A 23,303-nucleotide genomic window follows, 5' to 3' on the forward strand; every position below is an offset into this window, starting at 1 on the left:
GCGACGTTCAAGGATTTTCGCTATCCGGCTCGTTGACGTCGCCGCCCTCGCCCACCGCCGCCTTATTGGCATCCTCACCGTACTCGACGAGCCGGTTATAGAGCGTTTTGAGGCTGATCCCGAGGATTTCCGCGGCGCGCGTCTTTACGCCGCCGCATTGATCGAGCGTCGCGAGAATCAGTTGACGGTCGGCCTGCGCGAGCGACGTGCCGAACGGAATCGTCACGGCCGTGCCCGCCGACGGCTTCGACAGCGAAATCTGCAGCGGCACGGTCGCCGTGCTGTCCGAATCCGATGCCGACATGATGTACGCGCGCTGTACGTAATTCTTCAGCTCGCGCACGTTGCCGGGCCAGTTGTAGGAAGCGAGCATGTCGCGCACGGCGGCCGGAAAACCCTTCTTCGTGCTGTAGCGCGAATTCAGTTCGTCCAGGAACGCCTGGCCGAGCAACTCGACGTCCTTGCCCCGCTCGCGCAGCGGCGGCAGGTTGATCGGGAAGACGTTGAGACGGTGATACAGATCGAGGCGCAGCTTGCCTTCCAGCACCGCCTGCTCGGGATCGCGATTGGTCGCGGCGATCAGGCGCACGTCCGTCTCGATTTCCTTGGTCGTGCCCACGCGCATGAACATGCCCGTTTCCAGCACGCGCAGGAGCTTCACCTGAAGCTCGATCGGCATTTCGGTGATTTCGTCGAGGAACAGCGTGCCGCCGTTCGCGCGCTCGAAATAACCCTTGTGCTGACGGTCCGCGCCCGTGAACGCGCCGCGCTCGTGGCCGAACATTTCCGATTCGATGAGGTTCGGCGAGATCGCGCCGCAGTTCACCGCGATGAACGAATGTTTGCGGCGCAGGCTGAGCTCGTGCAGCGTCTGAGCGGCGACTTCCTTGCCGGTGCCGGATTCGCCGATCAGCAAGACCGATGCGGCCGTCGGCGCGACGCGGCCGATCTGGTCGTAGACGGTCTGCATCGCCGGCGAATTGCCGAGCATCAGACCGAAACGGCCCATGCGGCGCAGTTCGCCGCGCAAGGTGCCGATTTCCGCCTTCAGATCGCCGGCGCGCGGCAGGCGCGAAAGGATCGCCTTCACGCGCTGCATGTTGATCGGTTTGACGAGGTAATCCGCCGCGCCCATCTTGAGCGCGCTGACCGCGGATTCCACCGTCGCATGGCCGGTGATCACGATCACTTCCACGCCCGAGCGCGGGTCGAGATCTTCGAAAAGATCGACGCCGGTGCCGTCGGGCAGTTTCAGATCGGTGAATACGACGTCCGGCGTCTGACGCACAAGCTGAATGCGCGCCTCGCGCAAATCGCTGGCGACGGCCGTCGTCAATCCATCTTCGCCGATGATCGCGGCTAGCGCTTCGCGCGTACTGGGATCGTCATCGACAATCAATACATGTGGCATTGCGTCTCGAATTCTTCCAAAGCGTTTCAGGGTCACACGCCCGGTGGTGGCGTGGTCTTCTCCGCGCGGCAAGGACGCCGCCCGGGCCGGTGCGATTCACGGTTACGCCCGATTAAAAATAATCGGTCCGACGCAAAATGCGCGATAAATAAAATAGTTACCGATGTTCTGCACGCTTGGGGTACGACTTCTGCGTAAGTTTTTCCATTTAGGCAACTTATTGCAGACGTTTCGCTGATTATAAAGGTTTATCAAGATGAAAACGCACGCTGATGCGGCGCGCGTTTTCATTGATCGCATCAATGGATTGTCGTGAGTCGCGCCGTGAAATCAGCTCCGCGGAAAATGCCACGCATCCGCCGTCCCGCCTACCGCTTCGCCATTCACGGATTGCGTGCCGGCGGGCGTCAGCACCTTGCCGCCCTCGTCTTCCCAGCGGTTCAGATCGCGCGCCGTACGCCGGCCGGCCAGATTTTGCGATTGCACCCATTTCCATGCGAGAACGCCGCCCACTGCGAACAGCGCGCCGAAGATTCCAATCGAAGGCCGTGCCATGTGTGTTCTCTCCCATCGTCAAGAAATTCGATGCCGCCGTGAAAACCGGCGGCGCTCCGATTCACCCGAAAATCGAATGGCGAATCAGCGCGAAACCAGAAGTCCGAGCAGAAAGCCGACGCCGGCCGCCATGCCGAGCGACTGCCAGGGGTTGTCCTTCACGTATTTTTCGGTGCAATCGACGCCCGCGCGATAGCGGCTTTGCGCGCTTGCCTGAGCGTCCTCCAGCGCGACGCGCGCCGAATCGACGTGATCGCGCAGACGCGAGCGCAGTGCATCGACACCCTCGCCGGGCAACGTGGCCGACAGCCGCAACAACTCTTCGGAGTCGTTCAGCAGCACCTTGATGTCCTCGATGATTTTTTGCTTGCCCAACGCAAGCTGGACAGTCGTTTGACTCATGGGATGAAGTCCTCGCCTAAGTGGGGTGAGTGGAGCGCGACGCCGGGCCGTGCCGCAGCGCGGCGGCATCCCGGCGGCATCAGTGCCGCATCACTGCCGCATCACTGTGTCTCCGCGACCGGCACGTGGGGCACGGCAAGCCGGCCGTCCGCCGCGAGCCGCGCGCGCAGACTGCGCACGACGCCGCTCGCCATCAACGCGCCGCCCATCGCACCGAACACGAGGCTCGTCACGTTCGCGGCCCGCGCGAGCGCTGGCGTGCCCGCCGCATAGCCTAGCACCGCGCACATGAGCGCGGTCACGAGCGCGACCGCCGCCCAGTGATAGATGTCGATCGGCTCGCCAGCCGCGAGTTCCTGCCGATCGCCGCCCGCAGCGTGCGTGCGCCGTGCCCAGGCGGGCCGTGTCGTCGCCGTGCGGGGGTTGGTGCGCTCTCGCGCGGCCACTTCGAAACTGAAAAAGTCTTCCATGATGCGTTTGCCTCTCTCGCCCATCCTCGTGTGTACGCCTCGGACGCGATGCTTCGTCGGCGAACTTTCGAATAAGAATCACGATGACTTCGACTATGCAGCTTTCGTGCCACGTCCGAATAGCCTTAAGCAAGCGCATGTTTTTGGCGCTGATCGGGTAACAATTACGCCGTCGCTTTGTAATTTTTCGACGCCGAAAGGAGAACCTTTCCGCAAATTACAGAAGGCGCATAAAAGCCGCCGACAAAATCCGCCCCGAGTGAGTCCACGCATTGCCGCCAAGCCGTTGCGAATGGTTAAATAGCGAATATTGAGACAGGCTCGTTCGCAACGATTCGGATGCGAAAGCAGCCGATGCAGACGATCCTCGACCGACGCACGACCAGGAGAGCGGCCCACGGAGAACGTGAGCCGACGGGCAGCGCGCACGGGCGCGTCACATGCCGATGCGCGGTCATTCACGGTCACGCCGCTCGCGCGCCGGCTGCGTACAGACGGCCGCGACACGAGACGCGCGCGCGGGCCGCCGCCCGCCCACCCCATACGCAGAATCAGGAACGATCAGGACACATGGCGTCAACCGATCTGGATCCGCCGCCCATCGCGGTCGGCGATACACCCGCGCAGAGAAAGCGCAACACGGGAGAAGTGCCGGGCTTGAAGTCCTATGGACTGCTCTACGGCTCCTCGCCCGTGATGCAGGAGTTGTACGCGCAGATCGAGCGCGTCGCCGCCACCGATGCGACCGCGCTGATCATCGGCGAGTCGGGCACCGGCAAGGAGCTCGTCGCCCGGACGATTCACGACCACAGCGCACGCAAGGACGCGCCGTTCATCGCCGTCAACTGCGGCGCGATTCCCGACAACCTCATCGAGGCCGAGCTCTTCGGGCACGAGAAAGGCAGCTTCACGGGCGCGGTACAGGGACGCATCGGCTATTTCGAGCACGCGAACGGCGGCACGCTCTTTCTCGACGAAGTGACCGAAATGTCGCCCGTGCGGCAGGTGAAGCTGTTGCGCGCGCTGGAGACGGGCACGTTCTTCCGCGTCGGCGGCAACGATCTCATCCGTTCGGACGTGCGCGTGATCGCCGCGACCAATCGCGATCCTGTCCTGGCCGTCAAGGAAAACGGACTGCGCGAGGATCTGATGTATCGCCTCGCCGTTTTCCCGCTGCGCGCGCCACCCCTGCGCGAGCGCGATTCGGACCGCGAACTGCTCGCGCAGCATTTTCTGACCGAGATGAATGCGCAGGAAGGCACGACCAAGGTTTTCAGCAAGCGCGCGCTCGACGTACTGCGCACTTACTCGTGGCCGGGCAACGTGCGCGAGTTGAAGAACACGGTTTATCGCGCGTTCATTCTGGCGGAAAGGACGGTGGAGATCGCGCATCCGCATCTCGCGTCGCGGGTGAAGAAGCCCGTCACGCAAGGCGATGCGATGAACGTGTGGGTCGGCACGCCGCTCGCCGATGCGCAAAAGCAGATCATTCTCGGCACCCTCAAGCACTGCGGCGGCGACAAGCGGCGCGCGGCGAAGGCGCTCGGCGTGAGCCTCAAGACCTTGTACAACCGCCTCGGCGCGTACGAAAACGAAGACACGGAATCCGGCGACACGGGTTCGAACCACGAAAGCTGAGCGCCCGCCCGGCTTTCATCGCCCACCATCGAACGAGCGCGCACCGACGCGCTCGTTTTTTTTGGCCGCGATCGAGACGTGGATCGCAATGTGCTCTTCCCGTTTGCAATTTCTTGCAATTTTCCTCAGGCGGTAATTAGAAGCATGCTTCAGAATGCGCGAAGCCCGGGCATCGCGGCTGCCTCTTTGCGTTGCCGGGCGGCCATCAGACGGCGAAACCTCAAGTAGATTCGAGCCCCTCGAACCCGATGGCAAGCATCGGCGGAACGGGCAGACGAAGGAAAAAGCAACATGCAGATCAGGGTCCAACGGCGCGGGCCGCGCGCCGCCGCGCTCGCCGCGGTCATCACTGGCGCCATCGCTTGCGTGAGCCTCAGCGGCTGCAACTCGCTCTATAGCGAAGGCGCGACCGCCGGTGCGGGTATCGCGGGCGCGGCGATCGCGAACAGCGTCACCAGCAATGCCGCGGTGGCGACGGGCATCGGCCTCGGCGCGGTCGCCGCAGCGCGCGCGGGCGTGCAATATTCGCAGCGCGTCGTCCATACCAATACGCAAGATCAGATCGCCTCCATCGCCGGGCCGCTCGCGGTCGGCGCGGTCGCGCCATGGAAGGTCGTGCATTCGGTGCCGATCGAAGAAGACGAAAAAGGCCGCGTGACGGTGAGCCGCACCATCAGCAGCGGCGTGCTCGATTGCAAGGAAATCGTGTTCTCCGTGGACCGCGACGCGACCAAGGACCGCCCCGCCGGCAGCGCGTTCTACGTGGCGTCGGTGTGCCGTGACGGCAACAAGTGGAAATGGGCGTCGGCGGAACCGGCGACGCCGCGCTGGGGCTCGCTGCAATGACCGTGCTTTTCGACGGACCTTTCTCCATGCGTCTTGGCTGCATCGCAGCGCTCGCCGCCGCCTGCGTGACGATGAGCGGCTGCGCGTCGATCGGCGCGGCGACGGGCGCGCTGGCCGGCGTCGCGACGGGCGCGGTCACGACGAATCCGGCCATCGGCTTCGGCGTGGGCATCGCGGTGCAGGCGGCGACGGACGAAGCGGTCAAGCGCGTGACCAAATCGCTGCATCAGGATCAGCAGGTCATGATCGCGGTAACGGCCGGCGTGTCGCAAGTCGGCGAGACACGGCCGTGGAAGGTCAAGCACACGTTGCCGGTCGAAAACGGCCACGGCGAAGTGCGCGTGCTGCGCGAGTTCGGCAACGCGCTCGCGTCATGCAAGGAATTCGCCTTCTCGGTGGTCGATGGCGACGACGCCAAAGCGCCCGCCGAATGGTTCATCGCAACGGCCTGCCAGCAGCCCGAGGGATGGAAGTGGGCGTCGGCGGAACCTGCGGTCGAGCGTTGGGGGAATTTGCAGTAGTAGTTCCTTGCGGCTGGGTAGCGAAAGCGCGGCGTTCCCTATGGAGACCGCGCTTTTTGCCGTTTCAGCCGTTCGCGATCGCTTCGAGTGCGACGCGCGCGAGAAAGCCGCTGCGCGTCTCGTGGCGCGCTTCGACATAGCTGTCGATCTTGTGCAGCACGAAGCGCGGCAGGCTGATGTTGATGCGCTCGGGACGCGCGTCGAGCTTCGAGAGATCGACTTCGACGTAGGCCCAGATGGCGCCGGCGAAGTCGGGATCGACAATGAGCTCTTCGATGCTCGTCGACTTGATCGTGACCTCCTCTCCATCCTCGATAATCGATTCGATGTGGAAGAAGATGGCCTCCTTCGCATTTTGAATTGCTTCGTCGATCGTATCTCCGGCCGAGAAAACGCCAGGAACATTGGGCACGGTCACGCCGTAGCAGCTATCGGGATCTTTATGAATGGCGAGGGCAAATTCCATGTCCGGCTCCTTACGACGAATACAAACGGTTGAGCAGTCCGGCGCCTTTGAGTACCGACCTGACCGTTCCGATTGCCACGTCTTTCCTTGGATGAACCACGGTCACGCGACCGCCTTTCGTCCTGTGTCTGAAATGGTGATGACTACCTCGGGTGCGAACCAACTGCCAGCCGTCATCCATCAGCATCCGTATCAAGCGCGATGATTCCATCTCGTCTCCGAATGCCGCGTGTGTAATCTTACACACGCGGCAATGATCTTCAAGACGAGAACGTTACGTTTCAACGCACTGCGCGAACATTCAGCCAAACGGCCAGCGCCCAAGCAAAAAGCGCGGTGCCGTTGCCGGCAACCGCGCCTTCGAATCAACCGAAACCGGCGATGTTCAAGCCTCCACATCCTCCAGGCTCAGCATCTCGGTCTGATCGTTGTACGAGAAAATTTCCCCGTACCGTCCCCAGTCGATGACCGCATCGAGCGTTTCCTGCGCGGCCTTGTCGGAGAGAAAGTCTTCGAGTTCCTGCTCGAAGCGAAGCCGTGGCGCGCGATGCCCCGGCCGCTCGTTCAGCACCTTCTTGATGCGCGCCGCGAGCGGCACGTGCCGCAGCAGATGCTCCGCAAACATCATCTTGCGCTCCTGCGTGCCCAACTCCGCGAACACGCGCGCCTGCGGCGTGAGGAAGATGTCGCCCTCGCGCACATCGGCGAAACCGAGATGCTGGAGCACTTCCGCGATCGGAAAAAGATCATCGACTTCGAGATGCAGCGTCCGCGCGATTTCCGGCATGTCCGCGCGGCCGTGGTACGGCTCGGCCGCGAGCGTTTCGATGAGACCCGCCATCAGGTTCGTCGACACCGACGGCAGCCAGCTTCCCGCTTCGAGCCCCTTCTTCTTCGTTTCGTCCATCTGCCGGGCGGTCATCTTCGCGTAAATGTCGTCGACGAGCCGGCGGAAAGCCGGATCGAGACGATTGCGCGGATGCTTGAACGGCACCTTGATTTCGGCCATCACGCGGCCGGGATTCGACGACAGCACCAGAATCCGGTCGCACATGAACACCGCTTCCTCGATGTTGTGCGTGACGATCAGCACCGATTTGATCGGCATGCGCCCCTGCGTCCACAGATCGAGCAGATCGGTGCGCAGGTTTTCGGCGGTCAGCACATCGAGCGCGGAGAACGGCTCGTCCATCAGCAGCAAGGTCGGATCGACGACCAGCGCCCGCGCGAAGCCCACGCGCTGGCGCATGCCGCCCGACAACTCGCGCGGATACGCGTTCTCGAAGCCGTCGAGACCGATCAGGTCGATCGCGGCAAGCGCCCGCTCGCGGCGCTCGCGCGCGCCCACGCCCTGCGCCTCCAGCCCCGCTTCCACGTTCTGCAGCACGGTCAGCCAGGGAAACAACGCGAAGGTCTGGAACACCATCGCGACGCCCTTCGCGGGCCCCTTCAACGGCTCGTTCAGGTAGGTGACTTCACCCGCGGTCGGTTCGATCAGCCCCGCGATGATGCGCAACAGCGTGGACTTGCCCGAGCCGGAACGCCCGAGCAAACCGACGATCTCGCCTTCGCGCAGCGCGAGGTTCGCATCGTCGAGCACAAGCAGTTCGCCCTGCATCTTGTTGAAGCCGCGGCTCACGTTCTGCACGCGCAGGATTTCCGCGCCCAGACGCGGCGGCGTGCCGGCCGGCGCCGCGCCCGCGGTGCGCTGGAGGGTCTGCGTATTTTTCAGGTTCTGCATCGGAACTCGTCCTCAATCCAGCCGGAGTCTTGCTTCGGCGTAGGCGTATAGCGGGCGCCACAACAGTCGGTTGAACAGCGTGACGAACAGCGACATCACGGCGATGCCGAGAATGATCTTCGGGTAATCGCCCGCGGCGGTGTTCTGGGCGATGTACGCGCCGAGGCCATGCGCGACGACTTCCGTCTTGCCCCACGACACCGCCTCCGCGACGATGCTCGCGTTCCACGCGCCGCCCGACGCGGTGATCGCCCCGGTGATGTAATAAGGAAAGATGCCCGGCAGCATGGCCTTCTTCCACCACTGCCAGCCGCGAATCTGGAAGTTGGTCGCGGCCTCGCGATAATCGTTCGGATAAGCCGACGCCCCCGCGATGACGTTGAAGAGGATATACCACTGCGTTCCGAGCACGATGAGCGGCGACAGCCAGATATCCGGGTTCAGGTTCCAGCGCACGATCACGACGACGAACACCGGAAACAGCAGATTGGCCGGGAAAGCGGCCAGAAACTGCGCGAGCGGCTGGACTTTCTCCGCGAGCGCCGGACGCAGGCCGATCAGCACGCCGACGGGCACCCAGATCACCGACGCGATCGCGATCAGCACGACCACGCGCAGCAGCGTGATGATGCCGAGCACGAACACGTGGCCGACTTCGCCCCACGTCACGCCCGTCGCGACGAACGAGGCGACCTTCCACACGACGAACACGGTGACGAGCAAGAGCGCCGTGCCCCACGCGATATCGCCGACGCGCGTCGACGGCACCTTGGCGCGCAGCGGCAACCCGACGGTCTCGAACGCGCCCTGCAGCGACGGCAGTTTGATCGGCACGCGCGCGAGCCGCGCGAGGATCCAGCCCGCCGGCACGAGCAGACGGTGAATCAGGCGCGTGCGGCGGATCAGGTCGAGCAGCCACGACGACGGCTCGTTGCCCGAACTCGTGAACTCCATGCGGAATTTGTCCGCCCACGCGACGAGCGGCCGGAACATCAACTGGTCGTAGGCGAGGATGACGACGATCATCGCGAGGATCACCCAGCCGATCGCGCCGAGATTGCGCTCGCCGATGGCCGTGGCCAGATACGCGCCGATGCCCGGCAGCACGATCGTGCGGTTGCCGACGGTGATCGCCTCGGAGGCGACGACGAAGAACCAGCCGCCGGACATCGACATCATCATGTTCCAGATGAGGCCGGGCATCGAAAACGGCACTTCGAGCTTCCAGAACCGCTGCCAGTTGGTGAGGTGAAAGCCGCGCGAGACTTCGTCCAGATCGCGCGGCACCGTGCGCAGCGACTGATAGAAGCTGAACGTCATGTTCCACGCCTGGCTCGTGAAGATCGCGAAGATCGCCGCGCACTCGGCGCCGATCACGCGGCCCGGAAACATCGCCAGGAAAAACGTCACCGTGAAGGAGATGTAGCCCAGCACCGGCACCGACTGGAGGATGTCGAGAATCGGCACGAGCACGAGCGACGCGCGCCGGCTCTTGGCCGCGAGCGTGCCGTAGATCAGCGTGAAGACGAGCGATGCGACCATCGCCAGCAGCATGCGCAAGGTCGTGCGCAATGCGTACTCGGGCAGATTCGCGGGATCGAGCGAAATCGCCTGCGTCTGCAGCGTCGAGATCGGCGCAAGCGTTTCGTGAAAGCCGACGGCGGCGAGCGCGATGATGCAGATGATCATCGGGAAGGCCACGAAATCCCAGCGGTTGGGCAGGAGCCGCCACGCCGACGCATTCGCCGTGCGATTCAGATTGAAACCAAATTCCATGAAGGCCCTCCCCGTAAGGCTTTGTTCCGGCCGCGCGAACGCGGGATGTTGCTTGAGACGGCAAGCGAGCCGTCGGGCGGGCAAGAAGCCTGTTGCCCGGGACGGCCCCATGCTCAACGCACGCAACCGCCGAAAGGACGACACGAAAGGCGCGACGAAGAGCACAAAGAGCACAAAGAACGGCGCCAGCCAGCCGCCGCGCCGGAAATCGCCCGCGCAGAACCGACCGACACTACACCAACCGATGTGACAGGCACAACCGTCATGCGGTCCGGCGCGCGATTCGTGCGATCTTTCTGTTGCTCTTCGGCACGGCACGGGCAAAATAAAGGGCAATCCGCGCCGGATGTGCCTGCGCCCGCGTGCTTTCGCTTCCTTTCAGTCTGGCCGCAGCCCGCCCGGACCGGGCAGCATGGCGGCAAGCGTTTTTGCGCCGCGCACGTCCGTTGTGTTCGACGCACGTCGCTCGCCGCAAGAAGGCGCTTGATAGGCGGCGAAAAACATCGTCCAATCTTGGCTTATCACGAACAATAAATTGAGCGCCGAAGCGATGCGAGACGACGCCAGATCCGAGCCGCAAAATCACCCGAGCCCGACCCGCCGCGCCGTTGCGCCCGTGGTCCCCTTGGTCCGTCCAGCGGCAGACCGCCTGCGCTGCAATCCGCTCGCCCGCACGGTGCGCGCGAAGCGCGCGTACCGCCCGTGCACGGCGTGACCGTCCAGGCCGCCCGAGTTCGATGAACAAGCTCATCCTGCACCGTCTGATCGCGACGCTCGGCCTCGCGACGCTGGCATGCGCGTGCTGGATTGCCGCCGGCTTGTTGTCGGACCGAATGGTACAACAGGAGATGACGGCGACGGTGCGCACGGAGCGCCAGATGGCGGCGTCCATCGTCGACAACATGGCGCAGATCATCGCGAGCGATCTGGCGATGTCGCGCGCCATTCCCGCGACGCTCGCGCAGATGGACCTCACGCAGCGGGCGCTGGCGGAGTCGCGGAATTATGCCTCGAACCCGGCCGCGACGGAACTCGAACGCCGCAAGGACTGGACCGCGCGGGCCGGCCTCGCGAAAGTCAACCACTTCCTGCACGAAGCGCAGGGCTTCTCCGGCCTCGATTCGATCTGGCTCGTCAACGAACGGGGCTTCTGCATCGCGTCGAGCAACGCCAACGACGACGACAGCTTCATCGGCTACGACATGAGCGCGCGGGGCTACGTCACGCGCGCGCTGCTCGGCGGCTTCATCGAGATGTATGGCGTCGGACGGCTCTCCGGCGAGCCGGGCATCTTCATCGCCGCGCCGGCCTACGAGGACGGCATTCTCGTCGGCGCGGTGATCGCGAAGGTGAGCATCGACCGCCTGCGGCACTGGGTCTCGCGCGCCGGCACCTTCGTGACCGACGAAAACGGCGTCGTGGTGATGGCGCACGACGGCCAGCTCGAATACGAAGCGATGCCCAACGCGCCCGTCGCGCGCATGACCGAGCGCGAGCGCCTCGAGCATTACCGGCGCGAGTCGTTTCCGGAACTGCGCGTATCCCACATCGGCGAACAGATGCGTGCGTCCGAGCACTGGCTCGCGCCCGCGCTCGCGCAGACCTTCTACGCTGCGAACGGCAGCAACGTGCCCTCGCTCTACGACGAGCGCACCGGCCTGAACTCGGGCCTCTCGGCGCATATCGTGCACCCGCTCACGAGCTGGCCGGAAATCAGCCGCAATCACAGCCGCGACCGCTTCCTCGTGTTTCTGACGATGGCGGGCGTGGTCACGCTCGCCATCGTGATCGCCACGTCGTACTCGCGGGAGCGGCGTCTGCACCGCGCGACCCGCGATCTCGCCGAGCAGTTGCAGTCGGCCAATACGCTGCTCTCCGCCGAGGCCCGCCACGACGCGCTGACGGGCGCCCTCTCGCGGCGCTATTTCCTCGACACGCTGCGTCATGAAGTGGAACTCGCGCGCTCGGCCGGCACGCCGCTGTCGGTGGCGATCGCCGATCTCGACCACTTCAAGCAGATCAACGACCGTTTCGGCCACGCGTCGGGCGATCGCGCGCTGGAGCATTTCGTCGAAGTGTGCCGTGCGCAACTCCGCCCGAGCGATGCGATCGGCCGGCTGGGCGGCGAGGAGTTCGGCATTCTGCTGCCGCAGACTTCGCTCGCCGATGCGCAAGCCGTGTTGGAGCGGCTGCGCAAGCGCTTCCATCACGAGCATTGCGCGCATCTGCCGGACGATGCGGCGCTTTCCGTCTCGATCGGCATTACCGAGCTCGCGCCCGACGATGCGCTCGAATGGATCCTGTCGCGCGCCGACCTCGCGCTCTACGAGGCGAAATCGCGCGGGCGCGACCGCAGCGAAGTGCGCCCGGCCGATCCGGGCTCGTCCGCACGGCATCCCGAAGACACGCTCGCGGGGAAATGATCCGCCCTTCAATGTGCCCTTCGCGTGCGTCGGGTCATCGCACGGTCACGTGCATGTCGCGACGCGCACGCATCCCGCAGGTATCATCGATGTTCGATAACGAATGCCGCTTGCCCCAGCCGGGAGGATTGCATGAAGGGAAATCTGGTCATCGTGTGCCGCGATCAGGACGCTGAAACGTTCGACCATCTGCTCGCCGAGTATGGCTCGTTTCAGACGCGGCTGTCCTCGACGGCGTGGTTCCTGAAGATCGACCTCGCGCCCGAGGTGATTCAGGAAGAGATTCTCTCGCGCCTCGGCAAGTACACGACGCATTACATTTTCGAGGCCTCGACAGTGACGTACAACACGGTCGACAGCGAAGCGGCGTCGGCGCTCGAAACGCTGTTCGACTGACGCCGTTTCTCCGCCGGGGCGCGCGTCAGAGCGCGCGCTCCTCGTGCTGCGGGCCGGCGCGGCGCTCGGCGAGCGGCTGCGTGGCGACCTCGAAAGGAAACGTCATGGCGACCCGCAGCCCGCCCTCGGCACGATTGCCGATCTCGCACTCGCCGCCCACGCGCCGGGCAAGCCGCTCGACGATGGCCAGCCCGAGGCCGCTGTGGCCGCTGCCGCCGCGCGCCGGGTCGAGCCGCACGAACGGCCGGCTCGCCTTGATGAGATCGTCCGGCGCAATGCCCTTGCCGTGATCGGCCACGGACAACACCCAGCCCTTCGCGTCCCGCCGCGTTTCGATGACGACAGGCGGCGCGCCATACGCATGCGCGTTGTCGAGCAGATTCGACAGCAGCCGGTCCAGCGTGGCCGCGGGCAGCACGAACGACGGCCCGGCCTCGAGGTTCAGGCGCACGGGCTGCGCGCCCGGCGACACCGCCCGATACGCCCGCACGATGCGTTCGCATTGCTCGTCCACCGGGACCGGCTCGCTGCCGTCCGGGCGGTCGTGCGCAAACACGAGAAATTGATCGACGATATGCGCCATCGAATCGACGTCGCGCACCACGCCGTCGCGCATCTTCTCGTCGTCCATCATTTCGGCGCGCAGGCGCAGACGCGCAAGCGGCGTCTTCAGATCGTGCGCGACGCCCGCGAGCATCACGGCGCGGTCGTTCTCGGTCTGCGAGACTTCGCGCACCATCTGGTTGAAGCCGTGCGTGAGCTGCCGCAACTCGCGCGGGCCGCGTTCGGGCACGGGCGGCGTCGGCTGGCCGCGCCCGAATCGCTGCACCGCCTGCGCCAGTCCGCGCAGCGGATTCTGCAACTGCCACGCGCCGAACAGCGCGGCGAGCACGGCGGTGGAAAAGATCAGTGCGAGCCACACGAGCATGCGGTCGCGCGAGCGCGGCGGGCGCAGCGGCTGCACCGGCACGACGATCCAGCCCGTGTCCTTCGCGCCGTGCACCCACACGCTCGGCGGGCCGCCGGGTTCGTTCAGGCGCACCTCGGTGCCGTCGGGCAGACGGTCTTTCAGATCTTCGAGAAAGCGTTGCAGCGGCGGCGGGATGTCCTCGTCGGGCTGCTTCGGCACGTCCGGGCTCTCGAGCCCCACCACACGCACGCGCGGCGGCAAGGGCTGATCCGGCGTATTGGCGATGTGCTGGCGCACCGCCTCGACGAGGAACACGGCCTCCTCGACGGCAAAGCGCGTCTGCACGTTGTCGCGCTCGAAGCGGATGATCGCAAACCACGCGACATGCGACAGCACCAGCATGCCGATGACGATGACGACCAGCCGGCCGAACAGCGTATCAATTGCCCGGCGCATTTTGCTCGCCGTCCGGCACGAACACGTAGCCGCGGCCCCGCACCGTCTGGATGAAGCGCGGCGCGGACGGGTCCGTCTCCAGAATGCGGCGCAGGCGCCACACCTGCACGTCGATGCCGCGGTCGGTGCCGTCGTATTCCGGGCCGTGCAGCAGTTCGAGCAGGCGCTCACGGGTGAGCGTGCGCATCGGGTTGTTCACGAAAATCTTGAGCAGCGCGAATTCGCTGCCCGACAGCGTGAGCGGCTTGTCGTCCTGTTGCAGCGTGCGCGACTGGAAATCCAGCCGGAAGCGGCCGAACGAGTACGGCTCGCGCTGCTCGGGCGCCGCCGACGGAATCGTGCGGCGGCGGCGCAGCACCGCCTGGACGCGCGCGAGCAGTTCGCGCGGGTTGAACGGCTTGCCGAGGTAGTCGTCCGCGCCGAGTTCGAGGCCGACGATGCGGTCCACGTCGTCCGCGCGCGCGGTCAGCATGATGACGGGAATGTCGTCGCCGGACGCGCGCAGCGATTTGAGCGCGGTGAGGCCGTCGACGCCCGGCATCATCAGATCGAGCACGATGAGATCGGGACGCTCGCGTTCGATCCGGCGTTCGAGTCCACCGGCGTCATGCAGCACCGAGACCTCGATGCCCTGCCGGACCAGATAGTCGCGCAGAAGGTCGCGCAGTTCGGCGTCGTCGTCGACGACAAGTATTTGCGTAGTCATGGGATGGAGTTTAGCGCGTGAGCCGGACCGCGATTGATGACAGCCGCGCCATAAGGGTTACGGGGTGTTACCACGAAAGGCGGGCGTAAACCGGCGTAACAAGCCTAAACCATCCCGTAACACGCGCCGCGTTCCGAACCCCTACGCTGTGTCTCACCGACAAGCGCAAGACCTCGGCCCACGGTCCGATGCATCGATCACGGTCTCGCGGCTTCGGCTTCGACAACAATCCAGGGAGTTACAAGATGGCCAAGCAATATCGCATTCTCACCGCCGCCGCTGCTGCAATCGCGCTGACGTTCGGCACGGCCTACGCCGCCACCACCGACGCGCCGCCCGCACCGGCTTCCGGCGGCCCGGCCATGATGGGCGGCCACGGCGGTCCCGGCGGACATCGCATGGAAATGCGCATGAAGAAGCAACTGGACGAACTGCACGGTCAGTTGAAGCTCAACGCGGATCAGGAAAAGCTCTGGCAGACCGCGCTCGATACGATGAAGCAGAGCCACCAGCAGATGCGCGACGCACGCCGCCAGATGCACGAGCAGTTCAAGTCGGCGGAAACCCAGGCGATCCTCGACCTCGACGCGATGCACGCCGCGCATCAGAAGCTGGATCAGCAGGCGTCGCAATTGCGCGAGCAGACCGCGACCGCGTGGCTTAACTTCTATCACTCGCTGAACGATCAGCAGAAGACGACCGTCAGCACGGCGCTCAAGAAGCACTTCGCGAAGATGCGCGAGCACGAACAGAAGCGTCACGAGCGCTGGCAGAAGCACGGCGCACCGGGCGCGGCGGCGGGCGCATCGGCCACCGCGAAGCCGTAAGCCGGCGCGGCGCATGGCAAAAGGCCGCGGAGCGTGCGCTCCGCGGCCCTTTTTTTACCTCGGGACGGCGATCAAACGAGGTCGAACAGCAGCACTTCCGCGTTCTCGCCCTTCTCGACCGTCACCTTCGAGACGTCTTCGAGCTTCGCGGCGTCGCCCGGGCCGAGCGCCTCGCCGTTCACGGTCACCGCGCCGCGCGCCACGTGCACGTACACGCGGCGGCCCGCCGGCACGTCGAAGTCCGCGCGCTCGTCGCCGTCGAAGAGGCCCGCGAAAATACGCGCGTTGGCGCCGATCGTCACCGAACCGTCCGCACCTTCCGGCGAGGCGATCACGCGCAGACGGCCACGCTTTTCATCGTCGGCGAAGCGCTTTTCCTCGTAACCCGGCGCACCGCCCGGCGCATCCGGAATGATCCAGATCTGCAGGAAATGCGCAGTGTCGGTCGGCGAGCCGTTGAACTCGCTGTGGCGCACGCCGGTGCCCGCGCTCATGCGCTGCACGTCGCCGGGACGAATCGTCGAGCCGTTGCCCATGCTGTCCTTGTGGGCGAGCGCGCCGTCGAGCACGTAGCTCACGATTTCCATATCGCGATGGCCGTGCGCGCCGAAGCCCTGGCCGCCCGCGACGCGGTCTTCGTTGATCACCCGCAGCGCGCCGAAGTGCATGTGCTCCGGATCGTAGTAATCGGCGAAGGAGAAGCTGTGATACGAGTCCAGCCATCCGTGGTTGGCGTGACCCCGTTCGTTGCTGCGGCGAATCTCGATCATGATGTTTGCTCCCGCCCAAGGCGTTGTTTTGCGATGGAGAGAATGTAAGGGCGCGGCCCCGCCGAAACAACGCGTGCGGCGGCACTACATCGTTCCGCTGATGCATGTAATCGGACGCCTCCGGCTTCTCGTTCGCGCGCCGGCCGGGTTCGGGTAAAATACCGCGCTTTTCCGGCGTGGCCCGGCGTGGCGATGGGTTGCGGCCGTCCGCGAGCCTTGTCCACCGTGCGGTTCGCCGCATCGGGACGCCGGGAAATCAGAGAAAAAGCGAGGCCGCCGCGGCGCAACAATTGCTCGCCGCAGGGTTAGCAGCAACGGCAGCACGCAATTTTGACCAACTAGAATACCGACCGCCAGCCGTGAAGCGAGAAGCGGCCGGAGCAGGACAGCCGATGACGCGGGGAAAAGCGCCGCCGGCTGAGAAGAGACATGAACCGAACGCATCGCGCGCCGCGCCTTTACCCACGGGCGCGGGCGGCGCGGGCGCCACGCGCGCGAGACCGCCGTGCGCCGCACTCCATGCACGTTAGGCACCTTATCAAGGAATCACCATGTTGCAAGGCTACGGTCCGCTGATCCTCGCGGGCACCTGGCAGACCGTCAAGCTGGCGGTGCTGTCGCTCGCGTTCGCCTTCGTGATCGGGCTGATCGGCGCGGCGGCGAAGCTGTCGAAGAATCGCCTGGCGTCGGGCGCCGGCACCGTCTACACGACGCTCATCCGCGGCGTGCCCGATCTCGTGCTGATGCTGCTGCTCTTCTACAGCATCCAGATCTGGCTGAACCTGTTCACCGATGCGATGGGCTGGGATCAGATCGACATCGATCCGTTTCTCGCCGGCATTCTCGTGCTCGGCTTCATCTACGGGGCGTATTTCACCGAGACGTTCCGCGGCGCGTTTTTGTCGGTTCCGCGCGGCCAGCTCGAAGCGGGCGCGGCGTACGGCATGACGCCGTGGCAGACCTTCTCGCGCATCATGTTTCCGCAGATGATGCGCTTTGCGCTGCCCGGCATCGGCAACAACTGGCAGGTGATGGTCAAGGCGACGGCGCTCGTGTCGATCATCGGGCTCGCGGACGTCGTCAAGGCCTCGCAGGACGCGGGCAAGGGCACGCTGCGTTTCTTCTTCTTCACGCTTCTCGCGGGCGCGATCTATCTTGCAATCACCACGGTCTCGAATCTCGTGCTGATCTGGCTGGAGCGGCGCTATTCCATCGGCGTGCGCAAGGCCGACCTCTAAATTGCCCATGAAAGAGCGGCACGGATCATGATCGAAATCATCCAGGAATACTGGAAGAACTATCTCTTCACCGACGGCTACCGCATCACCGGTCTCGCGATCACGATGTGGCTGCTGGTCATTTCCATCGGCCTGGGCTTTTGTCTTTCGGTGCCGCTCGCGGTCGCGCGCGTCTCGAAGAACAAGCTGCTGTCGCGCGCCGTGTGGCTCTATACGTATGTGTTTCGCGGCACGCCGCTCTACGTGCAGCTCCTGCTCTGCTATACGGGTCTGTACAGTTTGCAGGTCGTGCGCGATCACATGTTGCTCGCCGAGTTCTTCAGAAGCGGCATGAACTGCACACTTCTGGCGTTCACGCTGAACACTTGCGCGTACACCACCGAAATCTTCGCCGGCGCGATCAAGGCGACGCCCTACGGCGAGATCGAGGCGGCGCGCGCCTACGGCATGTCGTCGTTCACGCTGTATCGCCGGGTAATTTTGCCGTCCGCGCTGAGACGGGCGCTGCCGTACTACAGCAACGAAGTGATTCTGATGCTGCACGCGACCACCGTCGCGTTCACCGCGACCGTGCCGGACATCCTCAAGATCGCCCGCGACGTGAATTCCGCGACGTATCAGTCGTTCGAGGCGTTCGGCATCGCCGCCCTGCTCTATCTCTGCATTTCGTTCGCGCTCGTGTGGCTGTTCCGCCGCGCCGAGCATCGCTGGCTCGCTTATTTGCGGCCGCAAGGCAAATAAGACCATCGCCGCCCAAGGACCGTTCATGATTTCCCAGCAGCACAAGCTTTTCGTCGACGACATCCACAAGCAGTACGGCAGCAACGAAGTTCTGAAGGGCGTTTCGCTCAAGGCGAAAGCCGGCGACGTGATCAGCATCATCGGCTCGTCGGGCTCGGGCAAGAGCACGATGCTGCGCTGTATCAACTTTCTGGAGCAGCCGAATCAGGGGCGCATCTTCGTCGACGGCGACGAAGTCCGCACGACGAAGGACAAGACCGGCGCGCTCAAAGCCGCGGACCCGCAGCAGTTGCGTCAGGTGCGCTCGAAGCTCTCGATGGTCTTCCAGCACTTCAATCTGTGGTCGCACATGAACGTGCTGGAGAACGTGATCGAAGCGCCCGTGAACGTGCTCGGGCTCTCGAAGAAGGACGCCGAGGAACGCGCGCGCACGTATCTGGAGAAGGTCGGGCTCGCGCCGCGTCTCGAGAAGCAGTATCCGTCGCATCTGTCGGGCGGACAGCAGCAGCGCGTGGCCATTGCGCGCGCGCTCGCGATGCACCCCGACGTCATGCTCTTCGACGAACCGACCTCGGCGCTCGATCCCGAGCTCGTCGGCGAAGTGCTCAAGGTGATGCAGACGCTCGCCGAGGAAGGCCGCACGATGATCGTCGTCACGCACGAAATGGCCTTCGCGCGCAACGTGTCGAACCATGTGGTGTTTCTGCACCAGGGGCGCATCGAAGAAGAAGGTCATCCCGATGCGATTTTCGGCAACCCGACGAGCGAGCGGCTCAAGCAGTTCCTGTCGGGCAGTCTCAAGTAACCCGAAATAAAAACTCTCTTAAAAAAGGCGCCCGCGAGGCGCCTTTTTTTCGTCCGTGCCCAGTTGTTGAAACCCGCCCCCTCGCCCTTACGCGAACTAGCGCCACCGCACGCCGGCGTCAATAGGCGACAAACCCGACCCCGAAACTTACGGCCAGCTAAAGCCCTGATGCCATAAGGCTTTGCGGGGCGTTTCCCATGCTTTGGGTAGCGTTCCTACCACATGGGCATTGCATTTTTGACACACACGTCTCCCGATCCTCGATTTTCTTTGGCGGCTATAACGTATTTTGTTAAATTGGTAACGAAAGTACCAAAACGAAGTACGCAAAAAGTAGTTTTACTTCAAAAGTCCAAAAGAAACGGAGGAACGGCACCGATCGACGGATCGGCGCCGGGTTTGCGCCCACGACGCGCGAATCGTCACAAGCACTACAGCCCGCGTGTCCTTCCTCTGAAAACGATTTTTCGGTTGGGTGCGCCCGCATCGAACCACACAGCAGCACTTGGGTTCTATTTCTTGACAGGGTTGGAGGAGATGATGAAGAAAGCTTTGCTCGCGTCGGCAGCACTGCTGACGTTCAGCGCGGTGGCGCACGCTCAAAGCAGCGTGACGCTATATGGCCGCCTGGACGCCGGGCTCGAATACATGAACGGTGTGCCGACCGGCCCGGCCGGCGCACCCGCCACCGGCTCTTCGCACCGCTTCAGGGCGGAAAGCGGCGACTGGGGCACGAGCTTGTGGGGTATGAAAGGCGTCGAAGACCTCGGCGGCGGCTATCGCGCCGTGTTCCAGTTGGAAGGCAGCTTCAACACCATGACGGGCGCAGGCCCGGGCGGCGGCGGTCTCTTCAATCGCTGGGCGACGGTCGGTATCGCGAACAACCAGTTCGGTACCCTGTTGCTGGGCCGTGAGCTCTTCATCGCGAACGGCGTGTGGGACTTCGATCCGTTCGGCCAGTCGAACTGGTCGTCGGCGTCGCTGGTGCGTGGCCGCAACTGGCCGCAATCGAGCAACAACATTTCGTACCAGTCGCCGAAGTTCGCGGGCCTGGACTTCTACGGCCAGTACTCGCTCTCCAACGCGACGAACTGGAACGGTAACGGCACGACCCCGCAAGGCCGCGAAGCTGGTGCGTACGTCACGTACACGACGCCGCTCTTCCAGGTGCGCGGTATGTACGACGAAATCCGCAATCCGGCGAACGGTACGCTCGGCGGCGTCTACAACCCGATCGACGGCGGCAGCGGCGGCAACGGCGCCTATGCGTATTCGCGCGAATACACGGCGATGTTCAACGTCTTCCTCGGCCAGTTCAAGATCCAGGGCGCCTATCAGGCGATCCGCAGCTCGGGTATGACCGGTCAGTTGCCCGGCCAGCCGACCACGCTCGATCACGAGTGGGGCGGCGTGACGTGGCAAGCGACGCCGGCGGCCGCGCTGATCGCCGCTGTCTATCACGTCAACGGCAACAACGGCGCGGGCAATGCGACCATCTACACGGTCGGCGGCTCGTACAACCTGTCCAAGCGCACGCTGCTCGACCTCCAGGTTGCGACCGTGCAGAACAGCAAGACCGCCAACTACGGTCTGAACGCCAACAACTACGGCTCGGCTGCTTCGACGGACAATCCGTTCCCCGGCCACAGCCAGACGGGCGTGTACGCAGGTATCCAGCACTCGTTCTAAGCGACGAGTCTGACCTAAGAAACGTTTAAGAAGGTTTTCACGCTGCTGCGAGAGGCGCGTATCGGTGCGATGCCCGAAAGGGTATCGCACCGTTTTTTATTGGGGCGCGCGGTACGCATCGTCGCTCAGGAAGATTCATTACATCGCGAGACAAAAAACTACAGCCCGGAATCCCGAATATAGATAGTTCTCCTCCAAAATCCGCAATCGGGCCGATACGTAAAACGGACAAGGCCCGAACGAGAACGAATTTTCGAAATCTGTTTTTTGCGGGGTTCAGAGGAGATGATGAGAAAAGCTTTATTGGCGGCCGCGGCGCTGCTCACATTCAGCGCGGTTGCGCAGGCGCAGAGCAGCGTAACGCTCTACGGCCGTCTGGATGCGGGACTCGAATACATGAGCGGCGTGCCGACAGGCGTCGGTCCGAACGGCGGCGCGACCGGCAGCGCCAACCGCTTCCGCGCGGAAAGCGGCGACTGGGGCACAAGCCTCTGGGGCATCAAGGGCGCGGAAGATCTGGGCGGCGGCAATCGCGCGGTGTTCCAGCTCGAAAACGGATTCAACGCGATGAACGGCGCGGCGCAAGGCAACCTGTTCAATCGCTGGGCGACGGTGGGTATCGCCAATGACCGGCTCGGCACCGTGTTGCTGGGCCGTGAGCTCTTCATCTCCAACGGCATATGGGACTTCGATCCGTTCGGGCAGTCGGCCTGGTCGTCGGCTTCGCTGGTACGCGGCCGCAACTGGCCGCAATCGAGCAACAACATCTCGTACCAGTCGCCGAAGTTCGCAGGCTTCGATTTCTACGGCCAGTACGCGTTCTCCAACGCAACGGGCTGGAACGGCAACGGCACGACCGATCAGGGTCGTCAGGCCGGCGCGCAGATCACGTACACCGCCCCGTACTTCCAGGTCCGCGGTATCTACGACGAGATTCGCAATCCGAACAACGGCACGCTCGGCGGTGCTTACGTTCCGGTGAACAAGGCGAACGGCAACGGCGCCTACGCCTATTCGCGCGAATACACCACCATGCTCAACGTGTTCCTGGGCCAGTTCAAGCTCCAGGGCGGTTATCAGGCAATCCGCAGCTCGGGGATGGTCACGCAGTTGCCCGGCCAGCCGACCACGCTCGATCATGAATGGGGCGGCGTGACGTGGCAGGCCACGCCGGCCGCCGCCTTGATCGCCGCGGTCTATCACGTCAACGGCAACAACGGCGCGGGTAACGCGACCATCTATTCGGTCGGCGGTTCGTACAACCTCTCCAAGCGCACCCTGTTCGATCTGCAGGTCGCCACCGTGCAGAACAGCAAGTCCGCGAACTATGGTCTGAACGCCAACAACTACGGCTCGGCTGCATCGACGGACAACCCGTTGCGCGGCCACAGTCAGACCGGCGTGTACGCGGGCATCCAGCACTCGTTCTGATTCTCAGGACGGTCCGAGACCGCATCAAGGTGCGATTCCGCGAGGGAATCGCACTTTTTTGACGCCCGCTGCCCGTTGTTCAGAAACGCGCGCCGAACTGAATGTTTCACGGACTAGGCACTTGTCCTAGTCCGTCGAACTTTGGGAATCCGCAACCTTCCCGCAAAGATCGGCCGCCTTTAGCCTCGCGACTTGCTTTCAATCACGAGACGTTAATGCGTCGGTCATCCGATTTTGGCGGCCTGATTTGGGCCGTTTCCTATTGCATCGCTGCTTGCTTGTCGCGTGCACGCACGGCCGCGCCGTCGGGGGCGGCGCCATGAGCGCGAACCGCACCGCCGCGCTGCTCATCCACGGCCTCGGCGGCACGCGGTTCGACCTGGGCTCGCTGCACAAAACGCTGAAACGCGGGGGGATCGACACGCATTCGCTCACGCTGCCGGGGCACGGCGGCCGGCCGCACGATCTCGTCGGCGTGCGCGCAGAGGATTGGCTCGACGCCGTGCGCAAGAAGTACCGCGAGGTCTCGCAGGACTACGAGACGGTGCATGTCATCGGCATGTGCATGGGCGCGCTGCTCGCGATCGCGCTGTGCGCGGCGGAAGAGCACCGGCGGGGCAAGCTGATCGCGCTCGCCCCGCCGGTTTTCCTCGACGGCTGGGCGACGCCGTGGTACGCGGCCGCGCGTCACGCGCTCTACCGTGTGCCGTTGCTGCCCGCGCGGATGCGTATCGCCGAAAACGAGCCCTATGGCGTCAAGAACGCGCTGGTGCGCTCGGTCGTGAAGGCGAAGTTCGAACGCGGCGACAATTTCCACTACCGCTGGGTGCCGCTCGCGTGTCTGCGCGAAGTGGACCGCCTGCGCCGCAAGGTGAAGCGTTCAGCGCACGCGATCGGCTGCGCCACGCTCGTCATGCATGCGCGCGAGGACGAACTGACGAGCCTGCGCTCGGCGACCTTCCTGCGCGAGCGCATCGGCGATTCGGAACTCGTGGTGCTGGAGAACAGCTATCACCTGATTTGCGTCGATAACGACCGCGAGGTCGTCAAGCGCAACGTGTTGCAGTTTCTGGATCTCGCGTAAC

Annotated in this window: 23 protein-coding genes; 12 read left to right on the forward strand and 11 right to left on the reverse strand. The window is 64.1% G+C overall.

All coding sequences use genetic code 11. The annotated features are described in order from the left end of the window. Positions 1–7 precede the first annotated feature (7 nt). From LY284_RS08675 to LY284_RS08690, 4 genes are all read right to left on the reverse strand, one after another. A complete protein-coding gene (locus LY284_RS08675; RefSeq protein ID WP_014190818.1) occupies positions 8–1,411 on the reverse strand; it encodes a sigma-54 dependent transcriptional regulator in 1,404 nt (467 codons plus the stop codon). A 330-nt stretch (positions 1,412–1,741) separates the two neighbouring features. Continuing rightward, a complete protein-coding gene (locus tag LY284_RS08680) occupies positions 1,742–1,966 on the reverse strand; it encodes a hypothetical protein (RefSeq protein ID WP_014190817.1) in 225 nt (74 codons plus the stop codon). A gap of 84 nt (positions 1,967–2,050) precedes the next feature. Then, positions 2,051–2,368, reverse strand: coding sequence for a YqjD family protein (locus tag LY284_RS08685; RefSeq protein ID WP_014190816.1), 318 nt, complete (start codon positions 2,366–2,368; stop codon positions 2,051–2,053). 101 nt (positions 2,369–2,469) lie between these two features. After that, positions 2,470–2,838, reverse strand: a complete 369-nt coding sequence (locus tag LY284_RS08690; protein WP_041730968.1) for a hypothetical protein — start codon at positions 2,836–2,838, stop codon at positions 2,470–2,472. A gap of 570 nt (positions 2,839–3,408) precedes the next feature. Here LY284_RS08690 and LY284_RS08695 point away from each other — a divergent pair. The 3 genes from LY284_RS08695 to LY284_RS08705 all read left to right on the forward strand — a co-directional run bounded on the left by LY284_RS08695 (position 3,409) and on the right by LY284_RS08705 (position 5,843). Beyond that, complete coding sequence (locus LY284_RS08695) at positions 3,409–4,476, forward strand: sigma-54-dependent Fis family transcriptional regulator (protein ID WP_014190814.1); 1,068 nt, start codon at positions 3,409–3,411, stop codon at positions 4,474–4,476. A gap of 291 nt (positions 4,477–4,767) precedes the next feature. After that, complete coding sequence (locus tag LY284_RS08700; protein WP_014190813.1) at positions 4,768–5,322, forward strand: hypothetical protein; 555 nt, start codon at positions 4,768–4,770, stop codon at positions 5,320–5,322. A 26-nt stretch (positions 5,323–5,348) separates the two neighbouring features. Beyond that, the gene (locus tag LY284_RS08705) at positions 5,349–5,843 is read left to right on the forward strand and encodes a hypothetical protein (protein WP_231927729.1); all 495 of its coding nucleotides are present in this window, start codon (positions 5,349–5,351) and stop codon (positions 5,841–5,843) included. A 64-nt stretch (positions 5,844–5,907) separates the two neighbouring features. On the opposite strand, the gene LY284_RS08710 is transcribed toward LY284_RS08705, so the two are convergent. The 4 genes from LY284_RS08710 to LY284_RS08725 all read right to left on the reverse strand — a co-directional run bounded on the left by LY284_RS08710 (position 5,908) and on the right by LY284_RS08725 (position 9,826). Beyond that, complete coding sequence (locus LY284_RS08710; protein ID WP_014190811.1) at positions 5,908–6,309, reverse strand: type II toxin-antitoxin system HicB family antitoxin; 402 nt, start codon at positions 6,307–6,309, stop codon at positions 5,908–5,910. A gap of 10 nt (positions 6,310–6,319) precedes the next feature. After that, positions 6,320–6,520 (reverse strand): type II toxin-antitoxin system HicA family toxin, encoded by a 201-nt coding sequence (locus tag LY284_RS08715; RefSeq protein WP_081478140.1) that lies wholly within the window; start codon positions 6,518–6,520, stop codon positions 6,320–6,322. A 174-nt stretch (positions 6,521–6,694) separates the two neighbouring features. Then, on the reverse strand, positions 6,695–8,050 hold the full coding sequence (locus LY284_RS08720; RefSeq protein WP_233385804.1) for an AAA-associated domain-containing protein: 1,356 nt from the start codon (positions 8,048–8,050) through the stop codon (positions 6,695–6,697). A gap of 12 nt (positions 8,051–8,062) precedes the next feature. Continuing rightward, positions 8,063–9,826, reverse strand: a complete 1,764-nt coding sequence (locus tag LY284_RS08725; RefSeq protein ID WP_014190809.1) for an ABC transporter permease subunit — start codon at positions 9,824–9,826, stop codon at positions 8,063–8,065. A 737-nt stretch (positions 9,827–10,563) separates the two neighbouring features. Here LY284_RS08725 and LY284_RS08730 point away from each other — a divergent pair. After that, positions 10,564–12,249, forward strand: a complete 1,686-nt coding sequence (locus tag LY284_RS08730; protein WP_014190807.1) for a sensor domain-containing diguanylate cyclase — start codon at positions 10,564–10,566, stop codon at positions 12,247–12,249. A gap of 132 nt (positions 12,250–12,381) precedes the next feature. Beyond that, positions 12,382–12,645: a hypothetical protein gene (locus LY284_RS08735; protein WP_014190806.1), complete on the forward strand. Its 264-nt coding sequence runs from the start codon at positions 12,382–12,384 to the stop codon at positions 12,643–12,645. 25 nt (positions 12,646–12,670) lie between these two features. Here the strand turns inward: LY284_RS08735 and LY284_RS08740 are convergent, their stop codons facing one another. Both LY284_RS08740 and LY284_RS08745 read right to left on the reverse strand, forming a co-directional pair. Continuing rightward, positions 12,671–14,011 carry an ATP-binding protein gene (locus LY284_RS08740; protein WP_014190805.1) on the reverse strand — a complete coding sequence of 447 codons (1,341 nt, stop codon included), beginning with the start codon at positions 14,009–14,011 and terminating at the stop codon, positions 12,671–12,673. Then, positions 13,995–14,717 (reverse strand): response regulator, encoded by a 723-nt coding sequence (locus LY284_RS08745; protein WP_014190804.1) that lies wholly within the window; start codon positions 14,715–14,717, stop codon positions 13,995–13,997. Before LY284_RS08745 ends, LY284_RS08740 begins: the two co-directional genes overlap by 17 nt. A gap of 245 nt (positions 14,718–14,962) precedes the next feature. Between LY284_RS08745 and LY284_RS08750 the strand changes: the two genes are divergently transcribed. Next, complete coding sequence (locus LY284_RS08750) at positions 14,963–15,544, forward strand: periplasmic heavy metal sensor (protein ID WP_041730212.1); 582 nt, start codon at positions 14,963–14,965, stop codon at positions 15,542–15,544. Between the two features lie 71 nt (positions 15,545–15,615). Here the strand turns inward: LY284_RS08750 and LY284_RS08755 are convergent, their stop codons facing one another. Further along, a complete protein-coding gene (locus LY284_RS08755) occupies positions 15,616–16,314 on the reverse strand; it encodes a pirin family protein (protein WP_014190802.1) in 699 nt (232 codons plus the stop codon). 551 nt (positions 16,315–16,865) lie between these two features. Between LY284_RS08755 and LY284_RS08760 the strand changes: the two genes are divergently transcribed. The 6 genes from LY284_RS08760 to LY284_RS08785 all read left to right on the forward strand — a co-directional run bounded on the left by LY284_RS08760 (position 16,866) and on the right by LY284_RS08785 (position 23,302). Then, a complete protein-coding gene (locus LY284_RS08760) occupies positions 16,866–17,552 on the forward strand; it encodes an ABC transporter permease (RefSeq protein WP_014190801.1) in 687 nt (228 codons plus the stop codon). 27 nt (positions 17,553–17,579) lie between these two features. Beyond that, a complete protein-coding gene (locus tag LY284_RS08765) occupies positions 17,580–18,293 on the forward strand; it encodes an ABC transporter permease (protein ID WP_014190800.1) in 714 nt (237 codons plus the stop codon). 25 nt (positions 18,294–18,318) lie between these two features. Next, positions 18,319–19,098, forward strand: coding sequence for an ABC transporter ATP-binding protein (locus LY284_RS08770; protein ID WP_014190799.1), 780 nt, complete (start codon positions 18,319–18,321; stop codon positions 19,096–19,098). Positions 19,099–19,638: 540 nt separating this feature from the next. After that, positions 19,639–20,787: a porin gene (locus tag LY284_RS08775; RefSeq protein ID WP_014190798.1), complete on the forward strand. Its 1,149-nt coding sequence runs from the start codon at positions 19,639–19,641 to the stop codon at positions 20,785–20,787. Positions 20,788–21,075: 288 nt separating this feature from the next. After that, positions 21,076–22,218 (forward strand): porin, encoded by a 1,143-nt coding sequence (locus tag LY284_RS08780; RefSeq protein ID WP_041730967.1) that lies wholly within the window; start codon positions 21,076–21,078, stop codon positions 22,216–22,218. 319 nt (positions 22,219–22,537) lie between these two features. Further along, a complete protein-coding gene (locus LY284_RS08785; RefSeq protein ID WP_014190796.1) occupies positions 22,538–23,302 on the forward strand; it encodes a carboxylesterase in 765 nt (254 codons plus the stop codon). Position 23,303: the final 1 nt, after the last annotated feature.

This window comes from Caballeronia sp. PC1 (assembly GCF_021353155.1).
Taxonomy (GTDB): domain Bacteria; phylum Pseudomonadota; class Gammaproteobacteria; order Burkholderiales; family Burkholderiaceae; genus Caballeronia; species Caballeronia cordobensis.

What these genes read in the sequence shown, in the direction of transcription:
- LY284_RS08675 (WP_014190818.1), bottom strand. Translation starts at nt 1,411, where the DNA reads ATGCCACATGTATTGATTGTCGATGACGATCCCAGTACGCGCGAAGCG.
- LY284_RS08680 (WP_014190817.1), bottom strand. Translation starts at nt 1,966, where the DNA reads ATGGCACGGCCTTCGATTGGAATCTTCGGCGCGCTGTTCGCAGTGGGC.
- LY284_RS08685 (WP_014190816.1), bottom strand. Translation starts at nt 2,368, where the DNA reads ATGAGTCAAACGACTGTCCAGCTTGCGTTGGGCAAGCAAAAAATCATC.
- LY284_RS08690 (WP_041730968.1), bottom strand. Translation starts at nt 2,838, where the DNA reads ATGGAAGACTTTTTCAGTTTCGAAGTGGCCGCGCGAGAGCGCACCAAC.
- LY284_RS08695 (WP_014190814.1), top strand. Translation starts at nt 3,409, where the DNA reads ATGGCGTCAACCGATCTGGATCCGCCGCCCATCGCGGTCGGCGATACA.
- LY284_RS08700 (WP_014190813.1), top strand. Translation starts at nt 4,768, where the DNA reads ATGCAGATCAGGGTCCAACGGCGCGGGCCGCGCGCCGCCGCGCTCGCC.
- LY284_RS08705 (WP_231927729.1), top strand. Translation starts at nt 5,349, where the DNA reads ATGCGTCTTGGCTGCATCGCAGCGCTCGCCGCCGCCTGCGTGACGATG.
- LY284_RS08710 (WP_014190811.1), bottom strand. Translation starts at nt 6,309, where the DNA reads ATGGAATTTGCCCTCGCCATTCATAAAGATCCCGATAGCTGCTACGGC.
- LY284_RS08715 (WP_081478140.1), bottom strand. Translation starts at nt 6,520, where the DNA reads ATGGAATCATCGCGCTTGATACGGATGCTGATGGATGACGGCTGGCAG.
- LY284_RS08720 (WP_233385804.1), bottom strand. Translation starts at nt 8,050, where the DNA reads ATGCAGAACCTGAAAAATACGCAGACCCTCCAGCGCACCGCGGGCGCG.
- LY284_RS08725 (WP_014190809.1), bottom strand. Translation starts at nt 9,826, where the DNA reads ATGGAATTTGGTTTCAATCTGAATCGCACGGCGAATGCGTCGGCGTGG.
- LY284_RS08730 (WP_014190807.1), top strand. Translation starts at nt 10,564, where the DNA reads ATGAACAAGCTCATCCTGCACCGTCTGATCGCGACGCTCGGCCTCGCG.
- LY284_RS08735 (WP_014190806.1), top strand. Translation starts at nt 12,382, where the DNA reads ATGAAGGGAAATCTGGTCATCGTGTGCCGCGATCAGGACGCTGAAACG.
- LY284_RS08740 (WP_014190805.1), bottom strand. Translation starts at nt 14,011, where the DNA reads ATGCGCCGGGCAATTGATACGCTGTTCGGCCGGCTGGTCGTCATCGTC.
- LY284_RS08745 (WP_014190804.1), bottom strand. Translation starts at nt 14,717, where the DNA reads ATGACTACGCAAATACTTGTCGTCGACGACGACGCCGAACTGCGCGAC.
- LY284_RS08750 (WP_041730212.1), top strand. Translation starts at nt 14,963, where the DNA reads ATGGCCAAGCAATATCGCATTCTCACCGCCGCCGCTGCTGCAATCGCG.
- LY284_RS08755 (WP_014190802.1), bottom strand. Translation starts at nt 16,314, where the DNA reads ATGATCGAGATTCGCCGCAGCAACGAACGGGGTCACGCCAACCACGGA.
- LY284_RS08760 (WP_014190801.1), top strand. Translation starts at nt 16,866, where the DNA reads ATGTTGCAAGGCTACGGTCCGCTGATCCTCGCGGGCACCTGGCAGACC.
- LY284_RS08765 (WP_014190800.1), top strand. Translation starts at nt 17,580, where the DNA reads ATGATCGAAATCATCCAGGAATACTGGAAGAACTATCTCTTCACCGAC.
- LY284_RS08770 (WP_014190799.1), top strand. Translation starts at nt 18,319, where the DNA reads ATGATTTCCCAGCAGCACAAGCTTTTCGTCGACGACATCCACAAGCAG.
- LY284_RS08775 (WP_014190798.1), top strand. Translation starts at nt 19,639, where the DNA reads ATGAAGAAAGCTTTGCTCGCGTCGGCAGCACTGCTGACGTTCAGCGCG.
- LY284_RS08780 (WP_041730967.1), top strand. Translation starts at nt 21,076, where the DNA reads ATGAGAAAAGCTTTATTGGCGGCCGCGGCGCTGCTCACATTCAGCGCG.
- LY284_RS08785 (WP_014190796.1), top strand. Translation starts at nt 22,538, where the DNA reads ATGAGCGCGAACCGCACCGCCGCGCTGCTCATCCACGGCCTCGGCGGC.